The following is a 20,787-nucleotide window of genomic DNA, read 5'->3' on the forward strand; positions in this document are numbered from 1 at the left end:
GTTTTAAACCTGCGCTCAAATGTACGCCGGCTCATTCCGTTTTCTTTGGCTATTATGTCCGGATTAAAGCCGTCGGAAAAATTATCTTCTATCGTTTCCTGGACAGATAGGATCTGGGTATCGTTATGGTCCTTTTTGGATCGGAACACGGTATAGGGCGTCTGGGAAGAGCGGGCGAAATCATGAATCATGGTTTTGGAACATTCAACGGCAACTTTCCTGCCACAATATCTTTCAATCAAATATACCGAAAGATCAATATAGGAATTACATGCACCGGAACACAAAAGATCGCCCTCATCAGTAATCATTCGTTGATGCTTGAGCTTGACCTGTGGATATTTTTTTCTAAATTCCTTGGCAAACCCCCAGTGGGTTGTTGCCGTTTTACCGTCAAGCAGCCCAGTCTCGGCAAGGAAAAAAGTGCCGAGACAGATACTGCCGATGGTTGTTCCCCTGCTGTAATGATCCTTCAGCCAGTCAATTAATTGCCTGTTAGATGCCAGAGTTTCAAAATCATAAAAAGCTGAAATAATGATCAGATCCGTTGACACCACTTCTTTGGCAGAGCAGTGAGGATGTATCTGGGCATCGTTAAAACACTTAACAGGGTTGCCATCCTGGGTGGCGATTTTGACATTAAAATACGGCTCAGGATCAACCCCCATAATGAAGTTATAGGTAATGCCTGCCTGACTGAATATATCCATGGTTCCCATGACAGACGACGAAATAGCATTATTTAAAGCAAGAATAGTTACTGTTTTCACAGTGCCTCCACAAAATGACGATATAGACCCATTATATGACTTTTCTTCTAAACGTATACCGGACTGTCAAGGTATATGCAATCGTGAAAGGGCTATTTCAAACAATTCGTTGGAAAGCTTTTTAGCATGTTAGAATAAAATCGATAGATGCTCAGCTTTTTTATGCATCAACCGCTTTCCACATAGCATCGTTTGGCGGATCAAAGTATTGGGCGGCTTGGGATGCAGGCGGCATCATATTGCCCACATCCGATTGAAATGCTTTGTCAATATTTTCAAAAAAACCGACAGGTCCGCAAATATTTTCGGTATACAACTCACAGTCGCTCGTCCCGTTCCAATCAATTCCCCAATTCACATTAAAGGGAACAAACAGCTTATCATAGGTTTTTTGGTCGAGAGTAGGATCTACAGCGATCCACTGATCATCAAGGGATACCTGAGGGAAACAGTGATTAATGGATTCAGGCATATTCAAATAGGCATCTCCCATTGCCGGTTTCATGAATTCTCTTTTTACCGGATTGTAGGCAACCCGGGAAGGGATTTTATTATACCTTAAAAGTGCTAGCATAAGGATCGTCTTATTCCAACAGGACCCATACCCTTTTTTTAATGTATCGGAGGCTTTTACCTGTACGATATCAAAACCGAAGCGGATATTGTCCCGGACATATTTAAACACGGTTTGCGTTATTTTTTTGGAATTTCTTTCATCTCCTGCAAGGTCTTCGGCCAGTTTCTGAATAGCCGGATTATTAAAATCACAAAAAATTGTCTCTTGAAGCATATCTTTTGTTGTCGATTGTTTTGACTGTGCCATTTTTTTCTCCTTTCTTGATTCAAGGTGTTTTTTTCTCAGACCCATCTACCATAATTCTTGTATTTTTTTTTGAAAAGGGGCATATACGACATTTATTTATTCGAATGCGGCATTGATGGGGTGTTATAGGGAGTAAAAGGGGACAATAGGATGCTTTTTGTCAAGTTAATCCGAGATTGCTTTCGTTGTGGTGAATGCTGCCCTTTATCATTACCATGTTAATACCCTTGGGCAGCTTCAACATAGATTTTGTGAGCATTAATGATCAACTCTTCCCTGATGGCTTTCTTCTGTTTATCTTTTGAGGTGGAGCGTTTTAATTGTTGGGCACGACGAAAAAGTTTTTTAAAAGATCGAATATTGTATTCATATTGCCGCCATAAAGTTCGCCCTTGGGGCTGGCTGATCAGGGCTGCCAGTTGAATCATCTTCCGAACGACATCAAATAACAAATTGATATCGGTGGGACATATCAATCTTAATCTGATCGATTGGAGTCTGGCCGAAGGACAATTGGGGGTCAAATATTTTACGCAAAACAACCTCGAAGTTTTACTTGCTTTCTAAATTTAGATTGGCAATCAAATTACTCATAATCTTTTAAATATCCTTTAATTTTAGTATGTTATACTAACAGAATATGAAGTAGAAATCAATCGATATTTCAAGTTTGCTGAAAATTTCAGATCATTTCAAGAGGTGTGATGCCCCCAATAATAGGCTTTTATTAATTTTCGGTCAGACACTGATATCTAATTAGGAATAAGTGTCAATGAGATTGTTTAAATCTGGATATTTGCCTTTGTATCATCCGAGACTTTGAAAACACTGATCAGATCTCTTAAAGCACCGGATAGATCAGAAAGATCCCGGGCTTTTCCATTCATTCTGGTACTGCGCTCGTTCATCTTCTTTGCTTCGGTATTAACCTCGATTATATCTTTTGCGATCTCGGACGACACCTGGGAGCTCTGGGTCACGTTATTGTTGACTTCGTCAATGCCTTTGGAGGTCTGTTCTATATTATCGGCTACCAGGGCGGCTGATGCAGATTGTTCTTCTATTGCGCAAGAAATGGTTGTTACAATCTCAATTACATCGGCAATAACATGGGAGATGCTTCCGACTTCACTTACGGTTTCATCGGTGGAATGTTGAATTCCAAGAATTTTCTCCTTTATGTTCAGGGTAGCCTTTCTGGTCTGGGTAGCCAGGTCTTTAATTTCACTTGCCACTACGGCAAAGCCTTTACCCGCTTCTCCAGCCCTTGCAGCTTCTATGGTGGCATTCAATGCCAGAAGGTTCGTTTGTTCGGCAATTTCGGTGATCACCTCGGTTACTTTGTTGATCGCACGGGCTGCCAAGCCAAGACGTTCGACCTTATCAGTGGCGATGGAGATCCGTTCCGATGCACTGTCCACAATGCCACGTGCCTGATCACAATTTTGGACCACTTCATTAAGGGTATTTTTCATCTGAGAAGCAGAATTTGCAACAACCCCCACATTGACGGATGCCTGCTCACTGGCTGCTGCAATGGAATTCATATTGACGCTCATCTCCTCTGCTGCTACGGCCACAGTACTGGCCCGATGGGATAGTTCATCGGCTCCTTTGCTCATGTCCTCAGAAATAGTCAGAACCTCGCCCGATGCTGTTGTTACGGTTTCAGCATTCCCCCGGATATCAATGATTATCGCGTTAAGCCGCTCAAGAAACGCATCAAACCACCCGGCAAGGATTCCGATTTCATCGCTTCGTTTCGACGCCAGACGTTTTGTCAGATCTCCTTCGCCCCGGGCCGTATCTTTGAGGCCCTCTGATATTGTTTTGATGGGGACAATCACGGAATGCCCAACCAGAAGCCCCAGCAATACCAAAATAAAGACGCAGCAAATAGCCCCTACTGCCACAATAATAATTGCAATGGATGAGCTTACCGTTTTCGCGGACCGGCTCAACAGGACTTCGGTGCCTTTTATAGATAGGAGATTGTTTTTTTCAACCTTATCAAGATTTTTACCAATCGCGGAAAGGACATCACCGGACTCCTGTTTTAGAGTGGTTCCTACTTTTTCTTCATTAGACTGCTTAAAGATGGTGAACCGGTCTGCAAGTGCTGCAATCCCATCATCCACCATCTTCCGGCTGATACAGACCAGGGTGGTACCGATGGGGTCGCCGAAGTCCTCGATGGTTTTTTCCACAATCAGAACTCCAGGGTCTTTTTTTGAATAGGTAATGACCTTATTAATATCTTCTTCATCCCCGGGCTTGTTTAAATATCCGGTGATCCTGTCATCATTGAAATTGAGGTAGCCTGGAAGAGGCTGGCCATCAATGTCCAGAAACAGAACATAGACAATATCATCGGTATTCGCGGCTGCTCTGGAGTATTTGATAAGCCTTGCAAAGGATTTTGCCATGATCAGGGGAGGAGCTGCGCTGTTGAGAAGAGCTGCCAGGGATTCTCCATTTTTTACAAGAAGTTTTTCCATGGTTTCCCTGATCCGCACTTCTTCATCAGCCAGGGCTTTCTCGGTTGCCCGGGACAGGTCTGCAGATGTTTTATTTTTCATTTTTTCCAGGAGAACTTCTGTCTGCGATTTCATACGGTCAAAATCCCCTCTGGCTTTGGACCCGGTTTCGGTAAGCCCCTCTGCAACCTCTGTGCTCATGGAATTGAGCAGGGATTTTTGCTTGTTAACGATGAAAAATAACAAACCGGCAAAAGATACAAAAAGAATCAAAATCAATGCCGTCAACAGTTTCACTCTAAGGTTTTTTTGAAACAATGATAACATGCCTACCCCTTTATATTTTTCGTTGCATATACTTCAATAGATAGAAACTTGCTTTTAGTCAAGAGAAGTATAAAAAATATGCAAAAGTTGAAATATGCACACAGCCGGGCACGGGCACATGTTGTGCCCGTGCCCGGCTGTGTTAAAAGATTTCTGAAATAAAATAAAGCAATTAAAGTGGTGAGAAGGAAATAATCTGGATTATGTTTGAAAAGATCGAAAGTTATCAAATTCCTGCTGATTTTGAGCAAGCCAGTCCAGAGCATAACCTGAAGGTCAGAAACTTAAATACTTTCCGGGACTTTCTATCCTTGGAGGTATATATCACTTTGGCAACACCATCAGTTGATTCTTCTACTGGAACATAAATCATTCTTTCCTGTGAAAAGCATGCCCTGACAATGTATCTGGCCAGATTCCCAAGACCAGTTGTATCTTGCGGATAGATTCTGTCACCGATATATACATGAAAACCTGAATGATACCAGGAAAGCATGTTCTCAATAATAGCATCATTTATTTTCCCCTCTTTTTTGAGCATTTTCAATACTTCATATTGAAAAGCCTCCTCCAGGTCTTCAAGCATAACCTTAAGGTCACACGTAAACATCAAGAGCATATGAAAAAATTTCAATTATATTGCCTTCTGGATCAGTAAGATAGATAAAGGTTAATAGCCCTACACCCTCAATTTCCGCTGATGTTATCTCACCTACCTTGGTGCCACCGTGCTGTAAAACTTCCTGTGTAGCTTTATGAACATCATCGACTTCAAAAGCTATTATTCGTGAAAAAATTAAAAGCATTGATTTTAAATTTTGGGGAAAATTAGTGAACATTAAAAAAGATAGTTACTTATCCTTTAAACACACCTTTTTTCCACTCTCATTTTCTCTCACTTTTGATGCTGTTGATAATGGTACACGTGTTACCTGGAAAATGGATGCTGGTTTTAGTGGAATATTAGGAAAAATATTAGATCCCTTTTTGAACAGTATACTGTCTTCTGAATCAAAGAAACAGTTAATATATAAGCATATAGCTGAAGAACATCAACTCCTCGAAACATTGATAAAATAAAGTGTTCATCTTCATCCCTACAGGAGTTATACAAGAAACATCCGAAGAATGATTTCCTGAAATATAAAATAACTCGATGCTTGAGTGGTATTCATGATGAGTGGGCAAAGTCATTTTTGCTTGAGATAATACAAACAGGCTGCAAAGGACTAAGGTTAGAAGCTTTACGTAGTTTAATGCTTCTAAAAATAAAAATACCAGATAATATCCAAAATGGTTTTTCATCTGAGATGCAAAAACTTGAGTCTTTTTTGAAAAAAAAGCTGACAAAAACATCATCTGGCAAGAGAATTCAACGAAAACAAAAAGGTGATGAAATATGAAAATGATGGAAGACGTGACATTGAAACATTCAATAGAGATTAGAACAACACCGGAAAAAATCTTTGAGTTCCTTTCCGGTCTTGTAGATGACAAAAGCTATCGCGCGTGGCATCCCGATGACCATGTGGCTCTATGCTTTTCTATCCAAAAAAAAGGTTGAGCGAGGTCTTTTAAGTGTCCAAAAGCACATGAAGGAAGAGGGAGAAAACTTGAAAAAGATACTTGAGGCTGATGAGCACTCACATATCCCCGATTAAAACCCAATGGTCCAGATACAATCTATCTAAAACATTGTTAAAACATTGTTAAAAAACCGCTTCTTGTTTGACATCCATAAACACCCTGATATATAAGAAGAAAGTATTGGGTTTTTGAGATTGGGTTTTTCTTAACTAGTACTTTTCTAATGAAACAGCAATCTCCTGGCACGCTTACATTTTAACAAAGGATATCATTATGAAGAATGAAATTGTTCGGCGGGGTTTCTCGCAATTGTTTAAAATGCAGTTTTTTTTTATCATATTAGTTTCACTGGCTTTCCTGCCAAATTCGTGGGCAGGAAAGAGTCCAACAGTAAACACACCCCAGAGCATTAAATGTGAATTTCCCCAACAACTTGAATTGAAAAATTTTGAAAAACAAACAGGGAAAAAGCTCTCTTTCCAAGAAAATCCGATTTTTGCCAAACTGGTGGCCCAAAAAAAGCTCTCCCCTGTAGAGCAAAGATTGCCGGAAGAACCGCTGGTTGTATTGCCGTACGAGAAAATCGGTAAATATGGCGGAAAGTTAAGAGGCGTAGCACTGGCTTTGGAATCAAGCACATCTGAAGGGATGTCATGGAGGCAGGTCAGTCTTGTGCGTATCAGTGATGATATGAGTACCATTGTTCCTAATGTTGCCAAATCATGGAAATGGAATAAAGATTATACTGAAATCACTTTCAATTTACGCAAGGGACATAAATGGTCGGACGGCGAGGCTTTCACAGCCGATGATGTTGTCTTTTACATCAATGATATTATCCGCAACAAAACCCTCCATAAGGAGGTTCCTAACCGTTGGAAAATAGCCGGTAAAGCCGTTAAAATCAAAAAAATTAATACCCAGACCTTTAAGTTCATATTTGCTAAACCCTATCCCGGCTTTCTGCATATGTTGGGTGCGAGTGGCTCTTATTACTCACCTTATGCTGTTAAACATTTCCTGAAAAATTATCATATTGATTATAATCCCAACGCAGATAAAATTGCCAAAGAAGCCGGATTTGACAATTGGAACTCTTATTTTGCCGTCTTCTTTAATAAATGGAAAGATGCTGTAACCGCTACCAAATACGGACTGAAAGTGCCCACACTGGAAAGTCATATTCTTAAAACAGAGCCTGATTCTCAAAAACGTATCTTTGTGGCTAACCCTTACTATTTCAAGGTGGATACTGCGGGTAATCAGTTGCCGTATATAACCTATCACCATGAGCGTTTTCTGAACAAAGGTTTATGGCCAATTGAGATCATGAATGGTAATATTGATCAAAAATCCCAGAACATGGGATTAAATGATTTTCCTATTTTAAAGGAGAACGAAAAAAAAGGTAATTACACAATTAATCTTCCTCCGGGTATGGCAGGTCCTGTTATTATCTTTAATCAAACGCATAAAGATCCGGAACTCAGAAAAATATATTCAGATGTTCGATTCCGAAAAGCAATGTCCCTGGCCATTAACAGGGATGAGATCAATGAGATTCTTTTTCTCGGGATAGCCACTCCTCAGCAGGCTCTGCCTGAAAACGTTCCGTTTGTGACTGCGGCAGATAAAAATTACATGATCCAGTTTGATCTTAAAAAAGCAAATCTTCTTTTGGATGAAATGGGACTGAAATATGGAAAAGACGGCGTGCGCTTAAGGTATGACGGCAAACCGTTGACCGTTCTTTGGGAGTATACCCTGCAGTACGCCATTTCCGCAGAATTTCCCATTCTGGTGGCAGATTATTGGAAAAAAGCCGGAGTCAAGGTCTTGGTTAAGGAGATAACCTCTCAGTTGTCAAGAGAAAAAGCCGCTGCCAACACTTCTGATATCTGTATGGAATGGTTTGTACCCTACGAAGTCAGTATGATTAGTAATCCTATATATTTTACCCCGCCCTATGCTACGCTTGTTCCTTTGATGGGTGCACCTTGGGTTGACTGGTGGAACACCGATGGAAAATCCGGGGAAAAACCACCAGCCTGGGCCCAACGCCTCCGGGATATAGCCACTGAGTGGAAAACCGTAGCGCCGGGCAGTGCCAGATATTTGGAACTGGGACGAGAGATGGTCAAGATCAATCTTGAAAACCTGGTAATTATAGGGACTTTAGGGAAGGTGCCTCTCCCCAATGCTGTCTCAAACAATCTTGCAAATATTCCAAATTTCACAATTGATAACACCTACTATGGATATGCTTATCCTTTTAGGGCAGATCAATGGTTTTTCAAAAAATAGGATAAAGGGTAATTAGAGTTGAAATTGTTTTCCTTCCGGCAGGTTTTACAAAAACTGCCGGAAGGAATCCCTAAGTCAGGAGAAAAACTAAATGCTTTATTTGTTGCTGAGGAGGATGTTAGCGACAATTGTAACCCTTGCGTTGATATCTGTAGTTGCTTTTGTATTGATTGAGCTTCCCCCCGGTGATTTTGTCGACTCTTATGCCGGGAAAAAAATACAGGGCGGTGCCATTATTACACCGGAAGAATTAGCGGTAATGCGCACAAACCTCGGTTTGGACAGACCCGTTTATATACAATATTTCAAATGGATGGGAGCCCTGGCACATGGAGACATGGGATTTTCCTGGGAATTCCGCAGACCCGTGAAAGATGTGCTTGCCGAACGTTTGCCCCTTACGCTGATTCTCGCTTTTACAACCCTTTTTTTCACTTACATGATAGCAGTTCCCATGGGAATCTATTCAGCGGTGCGCCAATACTCAATAGGCGATCATATAACAACAATATCAGGATATATAGGTTTGGCAATGCCTCAGTTTGTATTTGCCTTAATTTTAATATATCTGGGACATCTCTGGTTTGGTATAAGTGTTGGCGGAATTTTTTCCCCGGAATTTGAAGGTCTCCCCTGGAGTTTTGCCAAGTTTGTCGACATGCTGAAACATATCTGGATCCCAGTGCTGGTACTGGGTACTGCCGGGACAGCGTTTCAAATGAGAACCATGCGGGCAGTGCTGCTGGATGAGCTTAATAAAATGTACGTGATTTCTGCCAGAGCCAGCGGATTGTCGGAATTTCGGTTGTTGGTAAAATACCCCATACGAATGGCACTTAATCCCATTGTTTCCACTCTGGGCTGGGAACTATCCAATATTGTTTCCGGAGCACCAATCATTGGCTTGGTTCTCTCCCTGCCTGACACCGGACCCCTGTTTATTAATGCGCTTTTGAATCAGGATATGTATCTGGCAGGAGCAATGATTCTAATCTATTGCACTCTGGTGATAATTGGAACTTTCTTATCAGATATCTTGCTGGTGATTATGGATCCACGGATACGGGTGGGGGGAGCTGCTTAAAATGAAGCTAATAAACAAAAAAAAGGAAATAAGACGATTAGATCTGGCAGGATACTGGCAACTGGTCTGGTGGCGTTTCCGTCGTCATAAGATGGCCATGATTGGTGGATCAATCCTTAGCTTATTCCTGATAATAACCGCATTTTGCGAAATTCTGTCTCCTTATGGCCCCCAAACCCGTAACTCTCAATATTCCCAGGGTAAACCCATGGGTATTCATTTTGTTGATAAGGATTGGAATTTTCACATCCGTCCTTTTGCATATGGCAGAATTAATAAAAGAGATCCTGTTACCTTTAAACTGACCTCTGAGGTTGATACAAACGTATATTGGCCAATTAAATTCTTTGTTAGGGGAGCATCCTATAAATTATGGGGGGTTTTTAATACTAATATTCATCTCTTTGGAACTGAATCAGGATTTGTTCATCTCTTTGGCACTGACCAATTAGGACGGGATGTTTTTTCCCGCATCCTTTACGCAACTCGAATTTCACTCTCGGTGGGAGCAGTAGGAGTTTTTTTCGCGTTTGTTTTGGGGCTGACCATGGGAGGGATAGCCGGATATATGGGCGGGCTGGTTGATGAGTTAATCATGCGCCTGATCGAATTTATAAGATCCATTCCCACCCTTCCGTTATGGCTGGCCATGGCAGCAGCACTTCCAAGAGAATGGTCATCCCTCAAAGTGTATGTGGCTGTAACAATAATTTTGGCCTGTATCGGATGGACCAATCTGGCCCGTCGTGTCCGCAGCAAATTGCTTTCCATGAGAGAGGAGGAGTTTATCCTTGCGGCAAAGCTTTCCGGTTGCAGTGTGCAACGAATCATTATTCGCCATATGCTGCCCTCTTTTCTAAGCTATCTGATTGTGGATCTGACCATATCGTTTCCCTATATAATTCTGGCAGAGACATCCTTAAGCTTCCTGGGATTAGGATTGCGTGAACCCATTGTTAGCTGGGGAGTTCTCCTCTTTTCGGCACAAAACGTGCGTTCAATTATACATATGCCGTGGTTGCTTCTGCCCAGTTTGTTTGTTGTGATAGCTGTGCTGGCATTCAATTTTCTAGGGGACGGGCTGCGGGATGCCGCGGATCCGCTTGCTAAATAGGATAAGAACAGATGAAAGAAAAACTAAAGTTGGAGTTACAGGATTTATCCATATCTCTAAAAATTGATGATAATTTTGTACCCATAGTCAAAGATGTGAATTTAAAAATATTTACAGGTAAAGTTCTGGCTTTGGTCGGGGAGAGTGGCTGTGGAAAAAGCGTTACCGCCATGGCTCTTTTGCGGCTTTTACCCCGGGAGTTGCAAATTATTAAAGGAAAAATCTTATTCAACGATTCAAATGACACTCCCCCCGTTGATATTGCCGGTCTTTTACCAACAGGAAGGGATATCCGTAATATTCGTGGTGGCAAAATAGCCATGATTTTTCAAGAACCAATGAACTCTTTTTCGCCCTTGCATACCATAGGGAACCAGATTATGGAAGTGATTCGCCTCCATAAGAATAAATCCAAGGCCGAAGCGCGGGTGATAGCTGTAGATTTTCTGAAAAAAGTTGGGATAGGTGATCCGGAAAAAGCAGTAGATCGTTATCCTCACACCTATTCCGGAGGAATGCGGCAGCGGGCTATGATTGCCCGCGCTCTTTGTTGCAACCCTTCCATCTTGATTGCAGATGAGCCCACCACCGCGCTGGATGTGACCATTCAGACACAAGTACTAAAGGTCATGAAGGATATGCAAATGGAATTTGGAACCGGGATTGTTTTTATTACCCATAATATTGGAGTGGTCGCCCAGATGGCTGATGATGTTGCCATCATGTATATGGGTGAAATTATTGAACAGGGATCAGTTAAGGAAATTTTGAAGAATCCTCTTCATCCCTATACAAAAAATCTTTTAAAAGCAGTGCCCAGGTTAGGTGATCTGGAAGCCCGAAAAAGACTGGAACCCATAAAGGGAACGGTGCCATCCTTGTTTGAGCGACCAAAAGGATGTCTGTTTTCCCCTCGTTGTGAGGAGATGTTGAAAGGTCAGTGCGATCAGATGGTGCAGCCACAATATCAGGTCTCTGAAAATCATTTTGTTTCCTGTTTCCAGTATGAAAAACTATCAGGGATGAAAAATTAAATGAAATCATTAATAGAAGTGGATAACCTGAAGGTTCATTTTCCCATTGGACGACCCAGATTATTTGGTAAAAAACAACAATTATTGAAGGCCGTAGACGGAATCTCTTTTAAAATTAAGGTGGGTGAAACTCTCGGCTTGGTTGGAGAAAGTGGTTCCGGCAAGACTACTCTGGGACGTGCTGTCTTGCGGCTGATTGAACCCACGGCCGGGGAAATATCCGTGCAGTTTAACGGAGAAGCTGTCAATTTAACGGACCTGAATCAAAAAGAGTTGCGGCATCATTGGCGCAACATGCAGATGATTTTTCAGGATCCCTACTCATCATTAAATCCACGCATGACCGTTAAAGAAATCATTGGGGAATCATTACTTGCTAATAAGCTTGCTTCTGGTAAGGAGTTGGAAGAAAAAGTTGTTTATATAGCTGATCTCTGTAATTTGAATGTTCAGCAGTTGGGTCGGTATCCACACGCTTTCAGTGGGGGGCAACGGCAGCGAATCGCTATTGCCAGGGCTCTTGTTATGCGCCCGCAGTTTATTGTTGCAGATGAGCCTGTCTCCTCCCTTGACGTATCCATTCAAGCTCAGATTTTAAACCTGTTAAAAGATCTGCAAAAGGAGCTGGGACTCACTTACCTCTTTATTGGTCATGATCTGAATACAGTGGCTTACGCATGTGACCGGGTGGCTGTGATGTATCTTGGTCAAATAGTAGAGTTAGCATCAACGGAGCGACTCTATAACACGCCAAAACATCCTTACACCGAGGCACTCATGTCGGCAATTCCTTCTCTGGACCCGGAAGAGTCAATGCAAAATGTTTTATTGGAAGGGGAACAACCAAACCCTGCTGATCCCCCAACCGGGTGTTACTTTCATCCACGTTGCCGATATGCAGATAAGGACAAATGCCTGAGTCAGAAACCGCCCTTTTGTGAGATGTCCGATGACTGGTTCGTGGCCTGTCATTTTGCAGATAAACTGAAACTTAAGGGAGCTTTAGATTATTCTTGATTTTTTTTTAAAAATACTCTATGAATCTCAAAAAAAAAGGGGTAAAATACATATAGGATGTAATTTTGTGAAAATAGTTTATATTGATAAATTTTACATTTTTGATCATAAAAACTAAGGAAAGATGAAATGAATGTTTTACATATATCTGATATGCATTTTGGACCACGCCATTGGGAAGGTGATGATGAAAAGCTGTTGGATAAAATCAACTCCTTTAATGCCGATATAGTAATAAATACCGGCGATAACACCTCGGATGGACTGGAAAGTGAATATCAGGATGCGGGACAGTTCTTGAAAAGTATTACATGTGAAAATGTTATTTCTATTATTGGCAATCATGATAAAAGAAATATGAGATCACATGAATATTTCAGGCAATACATATATAATAATGAAATCATTGAACCTTCCAGGCCGGAACTGACTATAAAGAAAAACCTTTTTCTGAAGCGGGACATTACCAAAATAAAAGATAATTTCACTGATCTTAATTATATTAAAGTAATGACCATTGATGACGTGACTGTGATGATTATCTGTATAGATTCCAACCAGCTTTCCATGGACGAAGGCTTTGTTGAGGAGGAACTTTTAAGAAAGATCTCCAAGAAGATCAACCGGATGAGATATGATAAGTCCATGATATTGATTCATCACTCAATTTTGGCCACTGATGAGGGACCGCTTCAAAATTCAATGCTGTTAACTGATTTTGTCAGGGAACATAAAATAGAACATGTTTTCTGTGGTCATACCCACCAGCTGGATTTGAGAAAATCTACAGATCTCTATTTTGATTATTCTTTCAACCAGTACATGTGCGGTTCGCTATCCTCCTGCAACCATCGTGATGACGATAATATGTTTTTGTTTTATGAAAACTGGGATACCCCTGAGATGCAGATTCGTTTGATAAGAATTTTTTTTGATGGAAATTCTGTGACTTTTAATGAAGAACTGGTTGTAGGAAACCCGAAGTTAAAAAACTAATCACGCATAAGAAGGATAAGTAAACGCTTTTTTTGCCTTTTGTCAAGATGAAGATATTTTTTTTTACAAACCTGAAAATATTCCCCCAGCCCAACAATGACACAACATGTTGTGTCATTGTTGGGCTGGGGTAGAAGGCCACTCAAAATGGAAAATAGATATTAGCCCGGAAGAATAAAGAAGAATAAAAATAATTTGATTATATTAAAAATAGGCTGGAAAAGTTAAATTATGGCTGAAATTGGGTATAGGACACCTGTAATCCCTCAACTCAATTTTAAAATATCAGCTCCAAAAGGTGTTAAATACTGGAATCTTAGGGTTTGAATTATCATAACCTGAAGGTCACGCGTAAATCCTGGCGCCATTCGGAAATCTTTGTCATCTATAAAACAGCCATCAGAAACAATGGCATGAAGATGTGGATTAAAATTTTGAAAATCTCCATAGGTCTGAACAGCATTGCTTGCGCCTGGAACAGCACCATCATGCCGTACAGCAGATTTTAGATATGCACTGATCACTTTCCAGCCACAGATGCTGAGTTTTGCCAGTAATTTGCGGTTATAGAGAAAATAGATCCGCAATCGTTTGGGAATACTGAAAACCCACTTTGTGACCTTCAGGTTATAAATTACGGTCATGATATAAGTCCGCCAGAAGCCATAGCGAGATGCATACATGTCATCCCACATCTGTTCGAGTTCTTCAAAATGATTTTCGACGCATTTGTAGTATGCACTTGCCTTGGGATTCCAATTTTGAAAACACAGCTTTCCGTCGTGTCATGGAAAAACTTGGGATGAAACATGAAAAAGATGTCGACCTTTATGATTCTGTAGCGAAAGGAGGAGGTCTGCTTCCGTTTTACTCTATTGACCGTAAGGCTTATCTTCGAAATAATTAATACGAGGGTTAAGATGGATAGTAAAGACAGAAATAAAAGGCTGATGTAAAAATTGTTGTTTTATAAATCAAATAATAATATATTTTGATTTATAAAATAAAGGTTTATAGATCATGGAATCAAAAAGCTGGAACTGGAAGCAGGATGATTGGCCCGATTTTTTTTATAACAAGAAAAGATTGGATCCCCTGGAAAATGAATACACTAAAGAATCAGGTATTTCTATTGGTGTTATGCGACACCTTTCTAAAGAAGATCAGGACGAATTAAGAATTGAAATTCTCTGTAATGAAGCCTTGAAAACTTCTGAAATAGAAGGCGAGTTTTTAGATAGGGACAGCCTTCAATCATCTATCTTCAACGATCAGTGATAAGAAAAAAGATTATTATAAAATTTTAGAACTGCAAAATAAAAACAATCAGATCACGCCCTGGCTTTATTACTTTGGCAAAACAGTTATTGAGGCACAGAAACAGACAATAAAACAGGTTGATTCTGTAGTAGCCAAGACAAAGTTTTTTAGTGCTTATGAAACGCTTTTGAATCCAAGACAAAAAAAGGCAGTATTACGGATTTTTAAAGAAGGTCCAAAGGGATTTTCCAGGGGCTTTAGCGCTAAAAATTATATGTCAATTGTCAAAACCCCATCCGCAACAGCAACAAGGGATTTAAAAGGTTTAGTTAATAAAGGAATTTTTACAAAAACAGGCAAACTAAAAAGTACACGTTATGAGCTGAATCTTACTCCTTTTTACTCAACTATATCACTTGAAGCAGCGGAGAAAAAATAAACAAAAGCCAAATCTTCAGTTGGCTCTTGTTGAATAAAACAAAAAAATGCTGCGGATATTGCCGCAGCTTTTCACGTTGGACAAAATCAAAACCAACTGTGGAGAGTGAATGACACATTTTGGTAAAAAAGGCGAATCTTAAATGGGAAGTAGCACACCTTCTGCGGGGTGATGATAAACAATCTGATTATGGCAAGGTTATTCTGCCACTAACGGGAATCAAGGCTGATATTCTGGCGCTTGAAGCAAGTTCTCCGGAACTGGGAAAAACTGTGTTGGAGGATTGAAAAATGCCAAAAAGATACTTTGAGGATTTAATTGAAGGTGAAAAACTTGATTGTAATACTGTAATTTTTTCACGAAAAGATATTATCGACTTTGCAAAAAAATTTGATCCTCAGCCATTTCATATAAATGAAAATATTGCGGAAAAATCAATTTTTGGAGGCTTAATAGCATCTTCTCTTCATACCCTTGCTGCCTGTACTCGAGTTGTAGTAGAAGCTCAGGGGAATCTATCAATTATAGGTGGTGTTGGAATGCATGAGGTTAAAATGTTCAATCCGGTAAGACCGGGCGATGTCCTCCATGTTGCTGCCTGGTGGTGTGAGCTCAAACAGTCAAGAAGTAAACCGGATAAAGGTTTTGCTTCAATCAAATGCAAGGTCAGTAACCAAAAGGGAGAAGCTGTTATAGAATATGGCTACCGTTATTTATTGGCTTGCCGAGGGGGAAATTAATTGCTTTGCATACCTGAAATCAAATTTTATTGCAGAGTCTTACAAAGAATATTTATATATGCAGGAGAAAAAGCAGATGCCATACGTAAACATTAAAATTACAAATGAAGGTGTAACCCCTGAAAAAAAAGCGGAACTAATAAAAGGAGCTACCCAGTTGCTTCAGGATGTTCTTGGGAAAAATCCCCAAACCACGGTTGTGGTTATAGATGAGGTTGAAACAGATAATTGGGGTATTGGTGGTGAGACGATTACTATCAGAAGAAAACGGGGTCAATAAACAATTAGGAAAGAAAATATTTTTCATAACCCGCCGCTCCGGCAAACACGGTGATGCTGCGCTGCTGAACTTCAAGGTAGATGTAAAAATATTATGATTGAAATTAAATACTGCTCAACAAACTTGGATTTTTCCTTTGCCATGCAGGCAACGAAGGACTATATTCGCTGGCTCAACATGGATTTGTCTTTTCAGGATATTGATAAGGAGTTATTGAATTTTTCTTCAATGTATGGTCCTCCGAACGGATTGTTTCTTCTTGCATGGCATAGGGGTGAACTTGGGGGTGGTGTAGGTTTAAGAATGATTGAAGCTAAGGTTTGTGAGATGAAGCGCCTGTTTGTCTATGACCAATTCAAGAGTAAGGGTGTAGGGCACAACCTGTGCACCACACTTATCCAGGAAGCAATGAATCTTGGGTATGAGAAAATGAGGCTGGATACCTTGGAACGTATGGAGGCAGCAATAGGTCTCTACGAGAATCTGGGGTTCAAGGAAATTGAGCCCTATCGCTTTAATCCAGACCCAACAACAAAATATATGGAGTTGAGTTTGAGGTGATTCAGCTAATTCGTTCAACCAGACTGCATGGACAGATTCGATTTTTTTATTGACTCATTTAGGTAGATCATTATAAATTAAAATTTTCTGGTATGTTTTGGAGTATAAAGATGTCAATATTTTCAGACGTTTGTTCAAACCAATGCCAAAATTCATGAACCGGGCTACTCCGAAGCCTTTCAAAAAACAGTTAACCGGGAAATATTAAAAGTAAAAAAAAGGATTTGAAAAGGAATTTATTCATGGAACGTACACTATTAAATTTTTATTATCGTACCCTATGGATCGTGATACTGATCGGTTTTGTTTTTTTGCTTCCTGCCATGGTCACAGCAAAGCAAGTTGTCGGGGACATCCCTGTCATGCCGGGTGCTGAAATTATAAAGCAATCAGCTTACAAGGGCTCCACCAGATTAGAGCAAACCATGAAAGCAACTCGGGTCAGCAGTAAAATTTCCACTGCCTCATCCCGTCCATTGGGAAGTACCAGTACACTTCTTTCCGGAAAAGAGATCCAGTTCCGGGACAGGGTTCAACATACTACTCAGGCGATGCATATTAATCCAGAAGATACCCGTCCGGAATCAGCCCAGTCATTCACGTTTCGTTTACAATAATATATAAGGAGAAAAATATGTTACGGTTCTGTTTTGGTTGCATCTGTCTGGTGATTGGATCAATGATTTTTTCCCCTTTAGCGCTTGCCGGGGAAGATGAAATTTATGAAAAGTGCAAAAATCATCCCCGCGGCCCCTGGTGCTACCAGGAGACTGTCGAACAACTTGATGAACCGGCTCTTTGCGAAAACATTCTGAAATACTGGCCCAAAGCCAATGGAGTACATGGAGGGGGTTACTATCAGTTGGACTTGAAAAATAAAGACTGTACCCTGTGCGACTTTGTACAGAAGGCTGATATCAAAAAAATGTGCAAGCTGGATGTTTGCAAATAAGAAATATTATAGACATTTAACAATACTCACCCACTTTTTAGCAGGAGGACGTTATGCAGTCTGGAATTCCTTTTCATTCACTGAAAACAGGTCTGTTATTCTTTTTTATTCTTTTTTTGGGATGGTACTCTGCCCATGCTACAGAATTTACAGCAGACCTTCTTGTTACATCCCCTGAATCTGAAATCGTGTATGACCTGAAAGTCAAAGATAATATGTATCGTGTTCAAAAGGTTAAAGGCCTTGAGTATATGCCCCCTTTCCCCACTATTTATAATCGGGCCACGGGTATCTCCTGGGGGCTTAATCCCCAGGTGAAACAATATGTTGAGCAGACGGACCCTGCAAAAACCATGATGATGAACCCCATTGCCGGGTGGGAATTCATGCGCAAAAACCTTGAGGTCACCCCAACCGGAAAAGAAACAATCCAGGGTTATTCCTGCCAGGTTTTTGAATTTCGACAAAAGGGAGATACACGGGTGTCAAACAGGGTATGGGTCTCTTCTGAACTTGGTTTCGAACTGAAAGAGATCAGCTATGCCTTAAACGGCAATACAATTCTGGCTTTGAAAAATATTAAAAAAAGTTCTATTGATCCGGCTTTTTTTAAAATTCCTTCGGGGTATAGCAAGATTATTGTTGAAAAATCATCGAAAAAGAATAACAAAAAAAAGAATGATAAGGCGGCGGGTTCAGGGCAACCCATGCAGGCCTCAAATGAAGATAAGTCTAAAGTCGTTTCATCACCTCAAGAGAGTACTGCCCCGGCAAACCTCATGTTTATCCTTGATGCTTCCGGTTCCATGTGGGGTCAGGTAGAAGGAACAGCAAAAATTGCAATTGCCAAAGAGGTGCTCACTGATCTTATCAAGGGATTACCGGATGATATTGTTGCAGGTCTGGTAGCATATGGTCATCGGCGTAAAGGAGATTGCAATGATGTGGAAGAACTTATTGCCCTGGGGCCGCTCAATAAACAGGCTATGATTGCCCGGGTACAAGACCTCAGCCCAAAAGGTAAAACACCCATCAGCCGTTCTGTCCGATTGACTGCTGAAAGGATCAAGCATCTTGAGGACGAGACTACAATTATTCTGGTGTCTGATGGCAAGGAGACCTGTGATCCTGATCCCTGTGGTTTAGTAAAAGACCTTAAAGCCTCTGGGATTAAATTTATCATGCATGTCATCGGTTTTGATGTTACTGAGGAAGAAAAGAAGCAGCTGGAGTGCATGGCAAAGGAAGGTGGCGGTAAATATTTCACTGCTGATAATGCCGGTGAGTTCTCAGCTGCTGCCAGTGAAGTGGTGAAAAAATCAATTCCAACTTATGGAACTCTGCGTATAAAAGTGAGTAAAAACGGGAAGCCTTTTTTTACAGCAATAACTTTAACCAACATGGAAACTGGAAAAAGCTGGGCACCGGGTGGTCCATACGATAAAGCAGCAGGCATTGCTGAAAGGCAGCTTGCGCCTGGAAACTATACAGCAGAACTGAAAGACCTGACTGTCAGCGGCGGTAAAACACCCATTGTTAAACTTACAGATATTGTCATAAAGGCAGGTGAAACTGTAGAGCGAATTGCAGATTTTTCAGATGGCACCCTTATGATCACCACACTCCTCAATGGAGCACCATTCAAGGCCTATATTTTTTATTATCGCCAGGGGGAGAATAAACATTTTCATAACGAGCATAGCAATCCCAAAACAGGGCAGCTCAAACGTAAGCTTTTGCCGGGCATATACCGGATTAAAGCGCAAACAGACCGCATAGTAGGCACGCCAACTGTTGTCTTTGACGCATTGGAAATTGCCCCGGGAAGCACTGTGGAAAAGACTGTTGAGTTGTTTAGCGGCGAGGTAATCATAGCCTCTACTCTGAACGGCAAGCCCAAAGAAATGCCCTTTAAAGTTTATGATACTTCCGGGAAACAAATTTATAAAAATTGGAGTTCAGGCGGACAACGTCTGATTCGTTTAGCTGCCGGAACATATACTATCAAAGTAACAACCAATGTGGATGGTTCTATAAAAAGTTTTGAGAACATTATAGTTGAAACAGGACAATCCCAAACTGTACAAGCAGACTTTAGTTTTGGCAAGTTAACCATTGCTGCGACGCTTAACGGGCAACCTTTTAGTACGCCGTTTAAGGGCTATGACAGTGCCGGTAAACAGGTGCTTAAAAATTGGACCCAGAATGGGCAGCGTACAGAAATGCTGGCAGAAGGGATATACACAGTAAAAATCACCAGTATTAAAGATAATAAGCAGGTTGTGACGTTTGAGAATATCAATATCGTTAACCTGCAACATCAAACTGTTACTGCAGATTTTCCCGTGGCAGCTCAGTAGTCATACAACATACTGATGATATTGGGAAGATTTAAGGTTGTGTTACAGATAAGGCCTTCTGGAATTAAAAGAAAACGATATTAAGCTTAAATGAAATCAAAATTTTTCCTGCAAGGAACACAACTTCACTAGCGATAATTTATGGTTTAATCCAACCGACCAAATAACAAACGATAAGATTATGGTTTATATAGAGCGTGGCAATCCGAAAAAATTCTTTGTGGACTTGTCTTTTTTAAATGCAAAAAATTTTAAAGGCGTGCGACCGGAACGCCCTTAACTTAAGGGGAAAAACACGGGGCGTCCGTGTTTGATTTGCATTAACATTTATATTCTCATTTTCAGCTTGGTTTCTCGATTGATGATGCCTAACCTGACGCTCAACTTAAGCGCGTGGTGACAGCGATTGCTAAAATATACATTTGGAGCGAAGCGCAAAGTTAGCTTGAACGTTAAGCTGACCGCTCGCGGTGCGGCTCATCCGCCACGGCATAAATTATACATGAATATTAAATAGGAGAGGATTATGAATGTAATAAAGAAGCATAAATTAGCGATTTTCTTTGTAGTGTTGATTGGTTTTTCTACACCTGCAAATTTATTTGCTCAAGGGCCTGATATGCTCTTTAGCAAAGTCACGCGAAACGATATTAGCGCAGTAA

25 protein-coding genes are annotated in these 20,787 nt (G+C 40.7%); 18 read left to right on the plus strand and 7 right to left on the minus strand.

Annotation, left to right across the window (positions count from 1 at the left end; genetic code table 11):
* From K8S13_RS02980 to K8S13_RS25550, 6 genes are all read right to left on the minus strand, one after another.
* Positions 1 to 770: DJ-1/PfpI family protein (locus K8S13_RS02980; RefSeq protein ID WP_291460318.1), on the minus strand; the 770-nt coding region annotated here is incomplete at its 3' end.
* Between the two features lie 160 nt (positions 771 to 930).
* The gene (locus K8S13_RS02985) at positions 931 to 1,593 is read right to left on the minus strand and encodes a transglutaminase family protein (protein ID WP_291460319.1); all 663 of its coding nucleotides are present in this window, start codon (positions 1,591 to 1,593) and stop codon (positions 931 to 933) included.
* Between the two features lie 218 nt (positions 1,594 to 1,811).
* Positions 1,812 to 2,021: a hypothetical protein gene (locus K8S13_RS02990; protein WP_291460321.1), complete on the minus strand. Its 210-nt coding sequence runs from the start codon at positions 2,019 to 2,021 to the stop codon at positions 1,812 to 1,814.
* A 354-nt stretch (positions 2,022 to 2,375) separates the two neighbouring features.
* The gene (locus tag K8S13_RS02995) at positions 2,376 to 4,397 is read right to left on the minus strand and encodes a methyl-accepting chemotaxis protein (RefSeq protein ID WP_291460322.1); all 2,022 of its coding nucleotides are present in this window, start codon (positions 4,395 to 4,397) and stop codon (positions 2,376 to 2,378) included.
* A 226-nt stretch (positions 4,398 to 4,623) separates the two neighbouring features.
* Positions 4,624 to 5,031: a transposase gene (locus K8S13_RS03000; RefSeq protein WP_291460325.1), complete on the minus strand. Its 408-nt coding sequence runs from the start codon at positions 5,029 to 5,031 to the stop codon at positions 4,624 to 4,626.
* Positions 4,994 to 5,236 carry a VOC family protein gene (locus K8S13_RS25550; RefSeq protein ID WP_367172515.1) on the minus strand — a complete coding sequence of 81 codons (243 nt, stop codon included), beginning with the start codon at positions 5,234 to 5,236 and terminating at the stop codon, positions 4,994 to 4,996. Before K8S13_RS25550 ends, K8S13_RS03000 begins: the two co-directional genes overlap by 38 nt.
* Here K8S13_RS25550 and K8S13_RS03005 point away from each other — a divergent pair.
* From K8S13_RS03005 to K8S13_RS03045, 9 genes are all read left to right on the plus strand, one after another.
* Entirely contained in the window at positions 5,229 to 5,477 is a 249-nt protein-coding gene (locus K8S13_RS03005) for a hypothetical protein (protein WP_291460327.1), read from the plus strand. The two genes, K8S13_RS25550 and K8S13_RS03005, sit on opposite strands and share 8 nt — an antisense overlap.
* Positions 5,478 to 5,557: 80 nt before the next feature.
* On the plus strand, positions 5,558 to 5,800 hold the full coding sequence (locus K8S13_RS03010; protein WP_291460329.1) for a hypothetical protein: 243 nt from the start codon (positions 5,558 to 5,560) through the stop codon (positions 5,798 to 5,800).
* Positions 5,797 to 5,961, plus strand: coding sequence for a hypothetical protein (locus K8S13_RS03015; protein ID WP_291460331.1), 165 nt, complete (start codon positions 5,797 to 5,799; stop codon positions 5,959 to 5,961). The genes K8S13_RS03010 and K8S13_RS03015 overlap by 4 nt, the downstream gene beginning before the upstream one ends.
* Before the next feature lie 296 nt (positions 5,962 to 6,257).
* Positions 6,258 to 8,288 (plus strand): ABC transporter substrate-binding protein, encoded by a 2,031-nt coding sequence (locus K8S13_RS03020; RefSeq protein ID WP_291460333.1) that lies wholly within the window; start codon positions 6,258 to 6,260, stop codon positions 8,286 to 8,288.
* Positions 8,289 to 8,379: 91 nt separating this feature from the next.
* Positions 8,380 to 9,372, plus strand: a complete 993-nt coding sequence (locus K8S13_RS03025) for an ABC transporter permease (RefSeq protein ID WP_291460334.1) — start codon at positions 8,380 to 8,382, stop codon at positions 9,370 to 9,372.
* Between the two features lies 1 nt (position 9,373).
* The gene (locus tag K8S13_RS03030; protein ID WP_291460335.1) at positions 9,374 to 10,486 is read left to right on the plus strand and encodes an ABC transporter permease; all 1,113 of its coding nucleotides are present in this window, start codon (positions 9,374 to 9,376) and stop codon (positions 10,484 to 10,486) included.
* 11 nt (positions 10,487 to 10,497) lie between these two features.
* Complete coding sequence (locus tag K8S13_RS03035) at positions 10,498 to 11,520, plus strand: ABC transporter ATP-binding protein (protein WP_291460336.1); 1,023 nt, start codon at positions 10,498 to 10,500, stop codon at positions 11,518 to 11,520.
* Entirely contained in the window at positions 11,521 to 12,537 is a 1,017-nt protein-coding gene (locus tag K8S13_RS03040) for an ABC transporter ATP-binding protein (protein ID WP_291460337.1), read from the plus strand.
* Positions 12,538 to 12,666: 129 nt separating this feature from the next.
* Positions 12,667 to 13,533 (plus strand): metallophosphoesterase, encoded by an 867-nt coding sequence (locus tag K8S13_RS03045; protein WP_291460339.1) that lies wholly within the window; start codon positions 12,667 to 12,669, stop codon positions 13,531 to 13,533.
* Between the two features lie 266 nt (positions 13,534 to 13,799).
* Here K8S13_RS03045 and K8S13_RS03050 read toward each other — a convergent pair whose 3' ends face one another.
* The gene (locus tag K8S13_RS03050) at positions 13,800 to 14,177 is read right to left on the minus strand and encodes a hypothetical protein (protein WP_291460341.1); all 378 of its coding nucleotides are present in this window, start codon (positions 14,175 to 14,177) and stop codon (positions 13,800 to 13,802) included.
* A 376-nt stretch (positions 14,178 to 14,553) separates the two neighbouring features.
* Here K8S13_RS03050 and K8S13_RS03055 point away from each other — a divergent pair, with 376 nt between their 5' ends.
* The 9 genes from K8S13_RS03055 (at position 14,554) to K8S13_RS03095 (ending at position 20,125) form a co-directional block, all read left to right on the plus strand.
* Positions 14,554 to 14,811: a DUF4172 domain-containing protein gene (locus K8S13_RS03055; protein WP_291460343.1), complete on the plus strand. Its 258-nt coding sequence runs from the start codon at positions 14,554 to 14,556 to the stop codon at positions 14,809 to 14,811.
* Between the two features lie 169 nt (positions 14,812 to 14,980).
* Positions 14,981 to 15,232 (plus strand): hypothetical protein, encoded by a 252-nt coding sequence (locus tag K8S13_RS03060; RefSeq protein ID WP_291460345.1) that lies wholly within the window; start codon positions 14,981 to 14,983, stop codon positions 15,230 to 15,232.
* A 119-nt stretch (positions 15,233 to 15,351) separates the two neighbouring features.
* On the plus strand, positions 15,352 to 15,519 hold the full coding sequence (locus tag K8S13_RS03065; protein WP_291460347.1) for a hypothetical protein: 168 nt from the start codon (positions 15,352 to 15,354) through the stop codon (positions 15,517 to 15,519).
* A gap of 3 nt (positions 15,520 to 15,522) precedes the next feature.
* Entirely contained in the window at positions 15,523 to 15,972 is a 450-nt protein-coding gene (locus tag K8S13_RS03070; RefSeq protein WP_291460348.1) for a MaoC/PaaZ C-terminal domain-containing protein, read from the plus strand.
* Positions 15,932 to 16,252: a 4-oxalocrotonate tautomerase family protein gene (locus tag K8S13_RS03075; RefSeq protein ID WP_367172516.1), complete on the plus strand. Its 321-nt coding sequence runs from the start codon at positions 15,932 to 15,934 to the stop codon at positions 16,250 to 16,252. The genes K8S13_RS03070 and K8S13_RS03075 overlap by 41 nt, the downstream gene beginning before the upstream one ends.
* Positions 16,253 to 16,393: 141 nt before the next feature.
* Positions 16,394 to 16,813, plus strand: coding sequence for a GNAT family N-acetyltransferase (locus K8S13_RS03080; protein WP_291460350.1), 420 nt, complete (start codon positions 16,394 to 16,396; stop codon positions 16,811 to 16,813).
* A 242-nt stretch (positions 16,814 to 17,055) separates the two neighbouring features.
* The gene (locus K8S13_RS03085; protein WP_291460351.1) at positions 17,056 to 17,430 is read left to right on the plus strand and encodes a hypothetical protein; all 375 of its coding nucleotides are present in this window, start codon (positions 17,056 to 17,058) and stop codon (positions 17,428 to 17,430) included.
* Between the two features lie 17 nt (positions 17,431 to 17,447).
* Positions 17,448 to 17,765, plus strand: a complete 318-nt coding sequence (locus tag K8S13_RS03090; RefSeq protein WP_291460353.1) for a hypothetical protein — start codon at positions 17,448 to 17,450, stop codon at positions 17,763 to 17,765.
* A gap of 53 nt (positions 17,766 to 17,818) precedes the next feature.
* On the plus strand, positions 17,819 to 20,125 hold the full coding sequence (locus K8S13_RS03095; protein ID WP_291460354.1) for a VWA domain-containing protein: 2,307 nt from the start codon (positions 17,819 to 17,821) through the stop codon (positions 20,123 to 20,125).
* Positions 20,126 to 20,787 lie beyond the last annotated feature (662 nt).

This window comes from Desulfobacula sp. (genome assembly GCF_021107415.1).

Bases quoted from the DNA above. Each gene is read 5' to 3' on its own strand.
- K8S13_RS02985 (WP_291460319.1), bottom strand. From the start codon at position 1,593: ATGGCACAGTCAAAACAATCGACAACAAAAGATATGCTTCAAGAGACA.
- K8S13_RS02990 (WP_291460321.1), bottom strand. From the start codon at position 2,021: ATGATTCAACTGGCAGCCCTGATCAGCCAGCCCCAAGGGCGAACTTTA.
- K8S13_RS02995 (WP_291460322.1), bottom strand. From the start codon at position 4,397: ATGTTATCATTGTTTCAAAAAAACCTTAGAGTGAAACTGTTGACGGCA.
- K8S13_RS25550 (WP_367172515.1), bottom strand. From the start codon at position 5,236: ATGTTCACTAATTTTCCCCAAAATTTAAAATCAATGCTTTTAATTTTT.
- K8S13_RS03015 (WP_291460331.1), top strand. From the start codon at position 5,797: ATGAAAATGATGGAAGACGTGACATTGAAACATTCAATAGAGATTAGA.
- K8S13_RS03020 (WP_291460333.1), top strand. From the start codon at position 6,258: ATGAAGAATGAAATTGTTCGGCGGGGTTTCTCGCAATTGTTTAAAATG.
- K8S13_RS03025 (WP_291460334.1), top strand. From the start codon at position 8,380: ATGCTTTATTTGTTGCTGAGGAGGATGTTAGCGACAATTGTAACCCTT.
- K8S13_RS03030 (WP_291460335.1), top strand. From the start codon at position 9,374: ATGAAGCTAATAAACAAAAAAAAGGAAATAAGACGATTAGATCTGGCA.
- K8S13_RS03035 (WP_291460336.1), top strand. From the start codon at position 10,498: ATGAAAGAAAAACTAAAGTTGGAGTTACAGGATTTATCCATATCTCTA.
- K8S13_RS03040 (WP_291460337.1), top strand. From the start codon at position 11,521: ATGAAATCATTAATAGAAGTGGATAACCTGAAGGTTCATTTTCCCATT.
- K8S13_RS03045 (WP_291460339.1), top strand. From the start codon at position 12,667: ATGAATGTTTTACATATATCTGATATGCATTTTGGACCACGCCATTGG.
- K8S13_RS03050 (WP_291460341.1), bottom strand. From the start codon at position 14,177: ATGACCGTAATTTATAACCTGAAGGTCACAAAGTGGGTTTTCAGTATT.
- K8S13_RS03055 (WP_291460343.1), top strand. From the start codon at position 14,554: ATGGAATCAAAAAGCTGGAACTGGAAGCAGGATGATTGGCCCGATTTT.
- K8S13_RS03070 (WP_291460348.1), top strand. From the start codon at position 15,523: ATGCCAAAAAGATACTTTGAGGATTTAATTGAAGGTGAAAAACTTGAT.
- K8S13_RS03075 (WP_367172516.1), top strand. From the start codon at position 15,932: ATGGCTACCGTTATTTATTGGCTTGCCGAGGGGGAAATTAATTGCTTT.
- K8S13_RS03080 (WP_291460350.1), top strand. From the start codon at position 16,394: ATGCAGGCAACGAAGGACTATATTCGCTGGCTCAACATGGATTTGTCT.
- K8S13_RS03085 (WP_291460351.1), top strand. From the start codon at position 17,056: ATGGAACGTACACTATTAAATTTTTATTATCGTACCCTATGGATCGTG.
- K8S13_RS03090 (WP_291460353.1), top strand. From the start codon at position 17,448: ATGTTACGGTTCTGTTTTGGTTGCATCTGTCTGGTGATTGGATCAATG.
- K8S13_RS03095 (WP_291460354.1), top strand. From the start codon at position 17,819: ATGCAGTCTGGAATTCCTTTTCATTCACTGAAAACAGGTCTGTTATTC.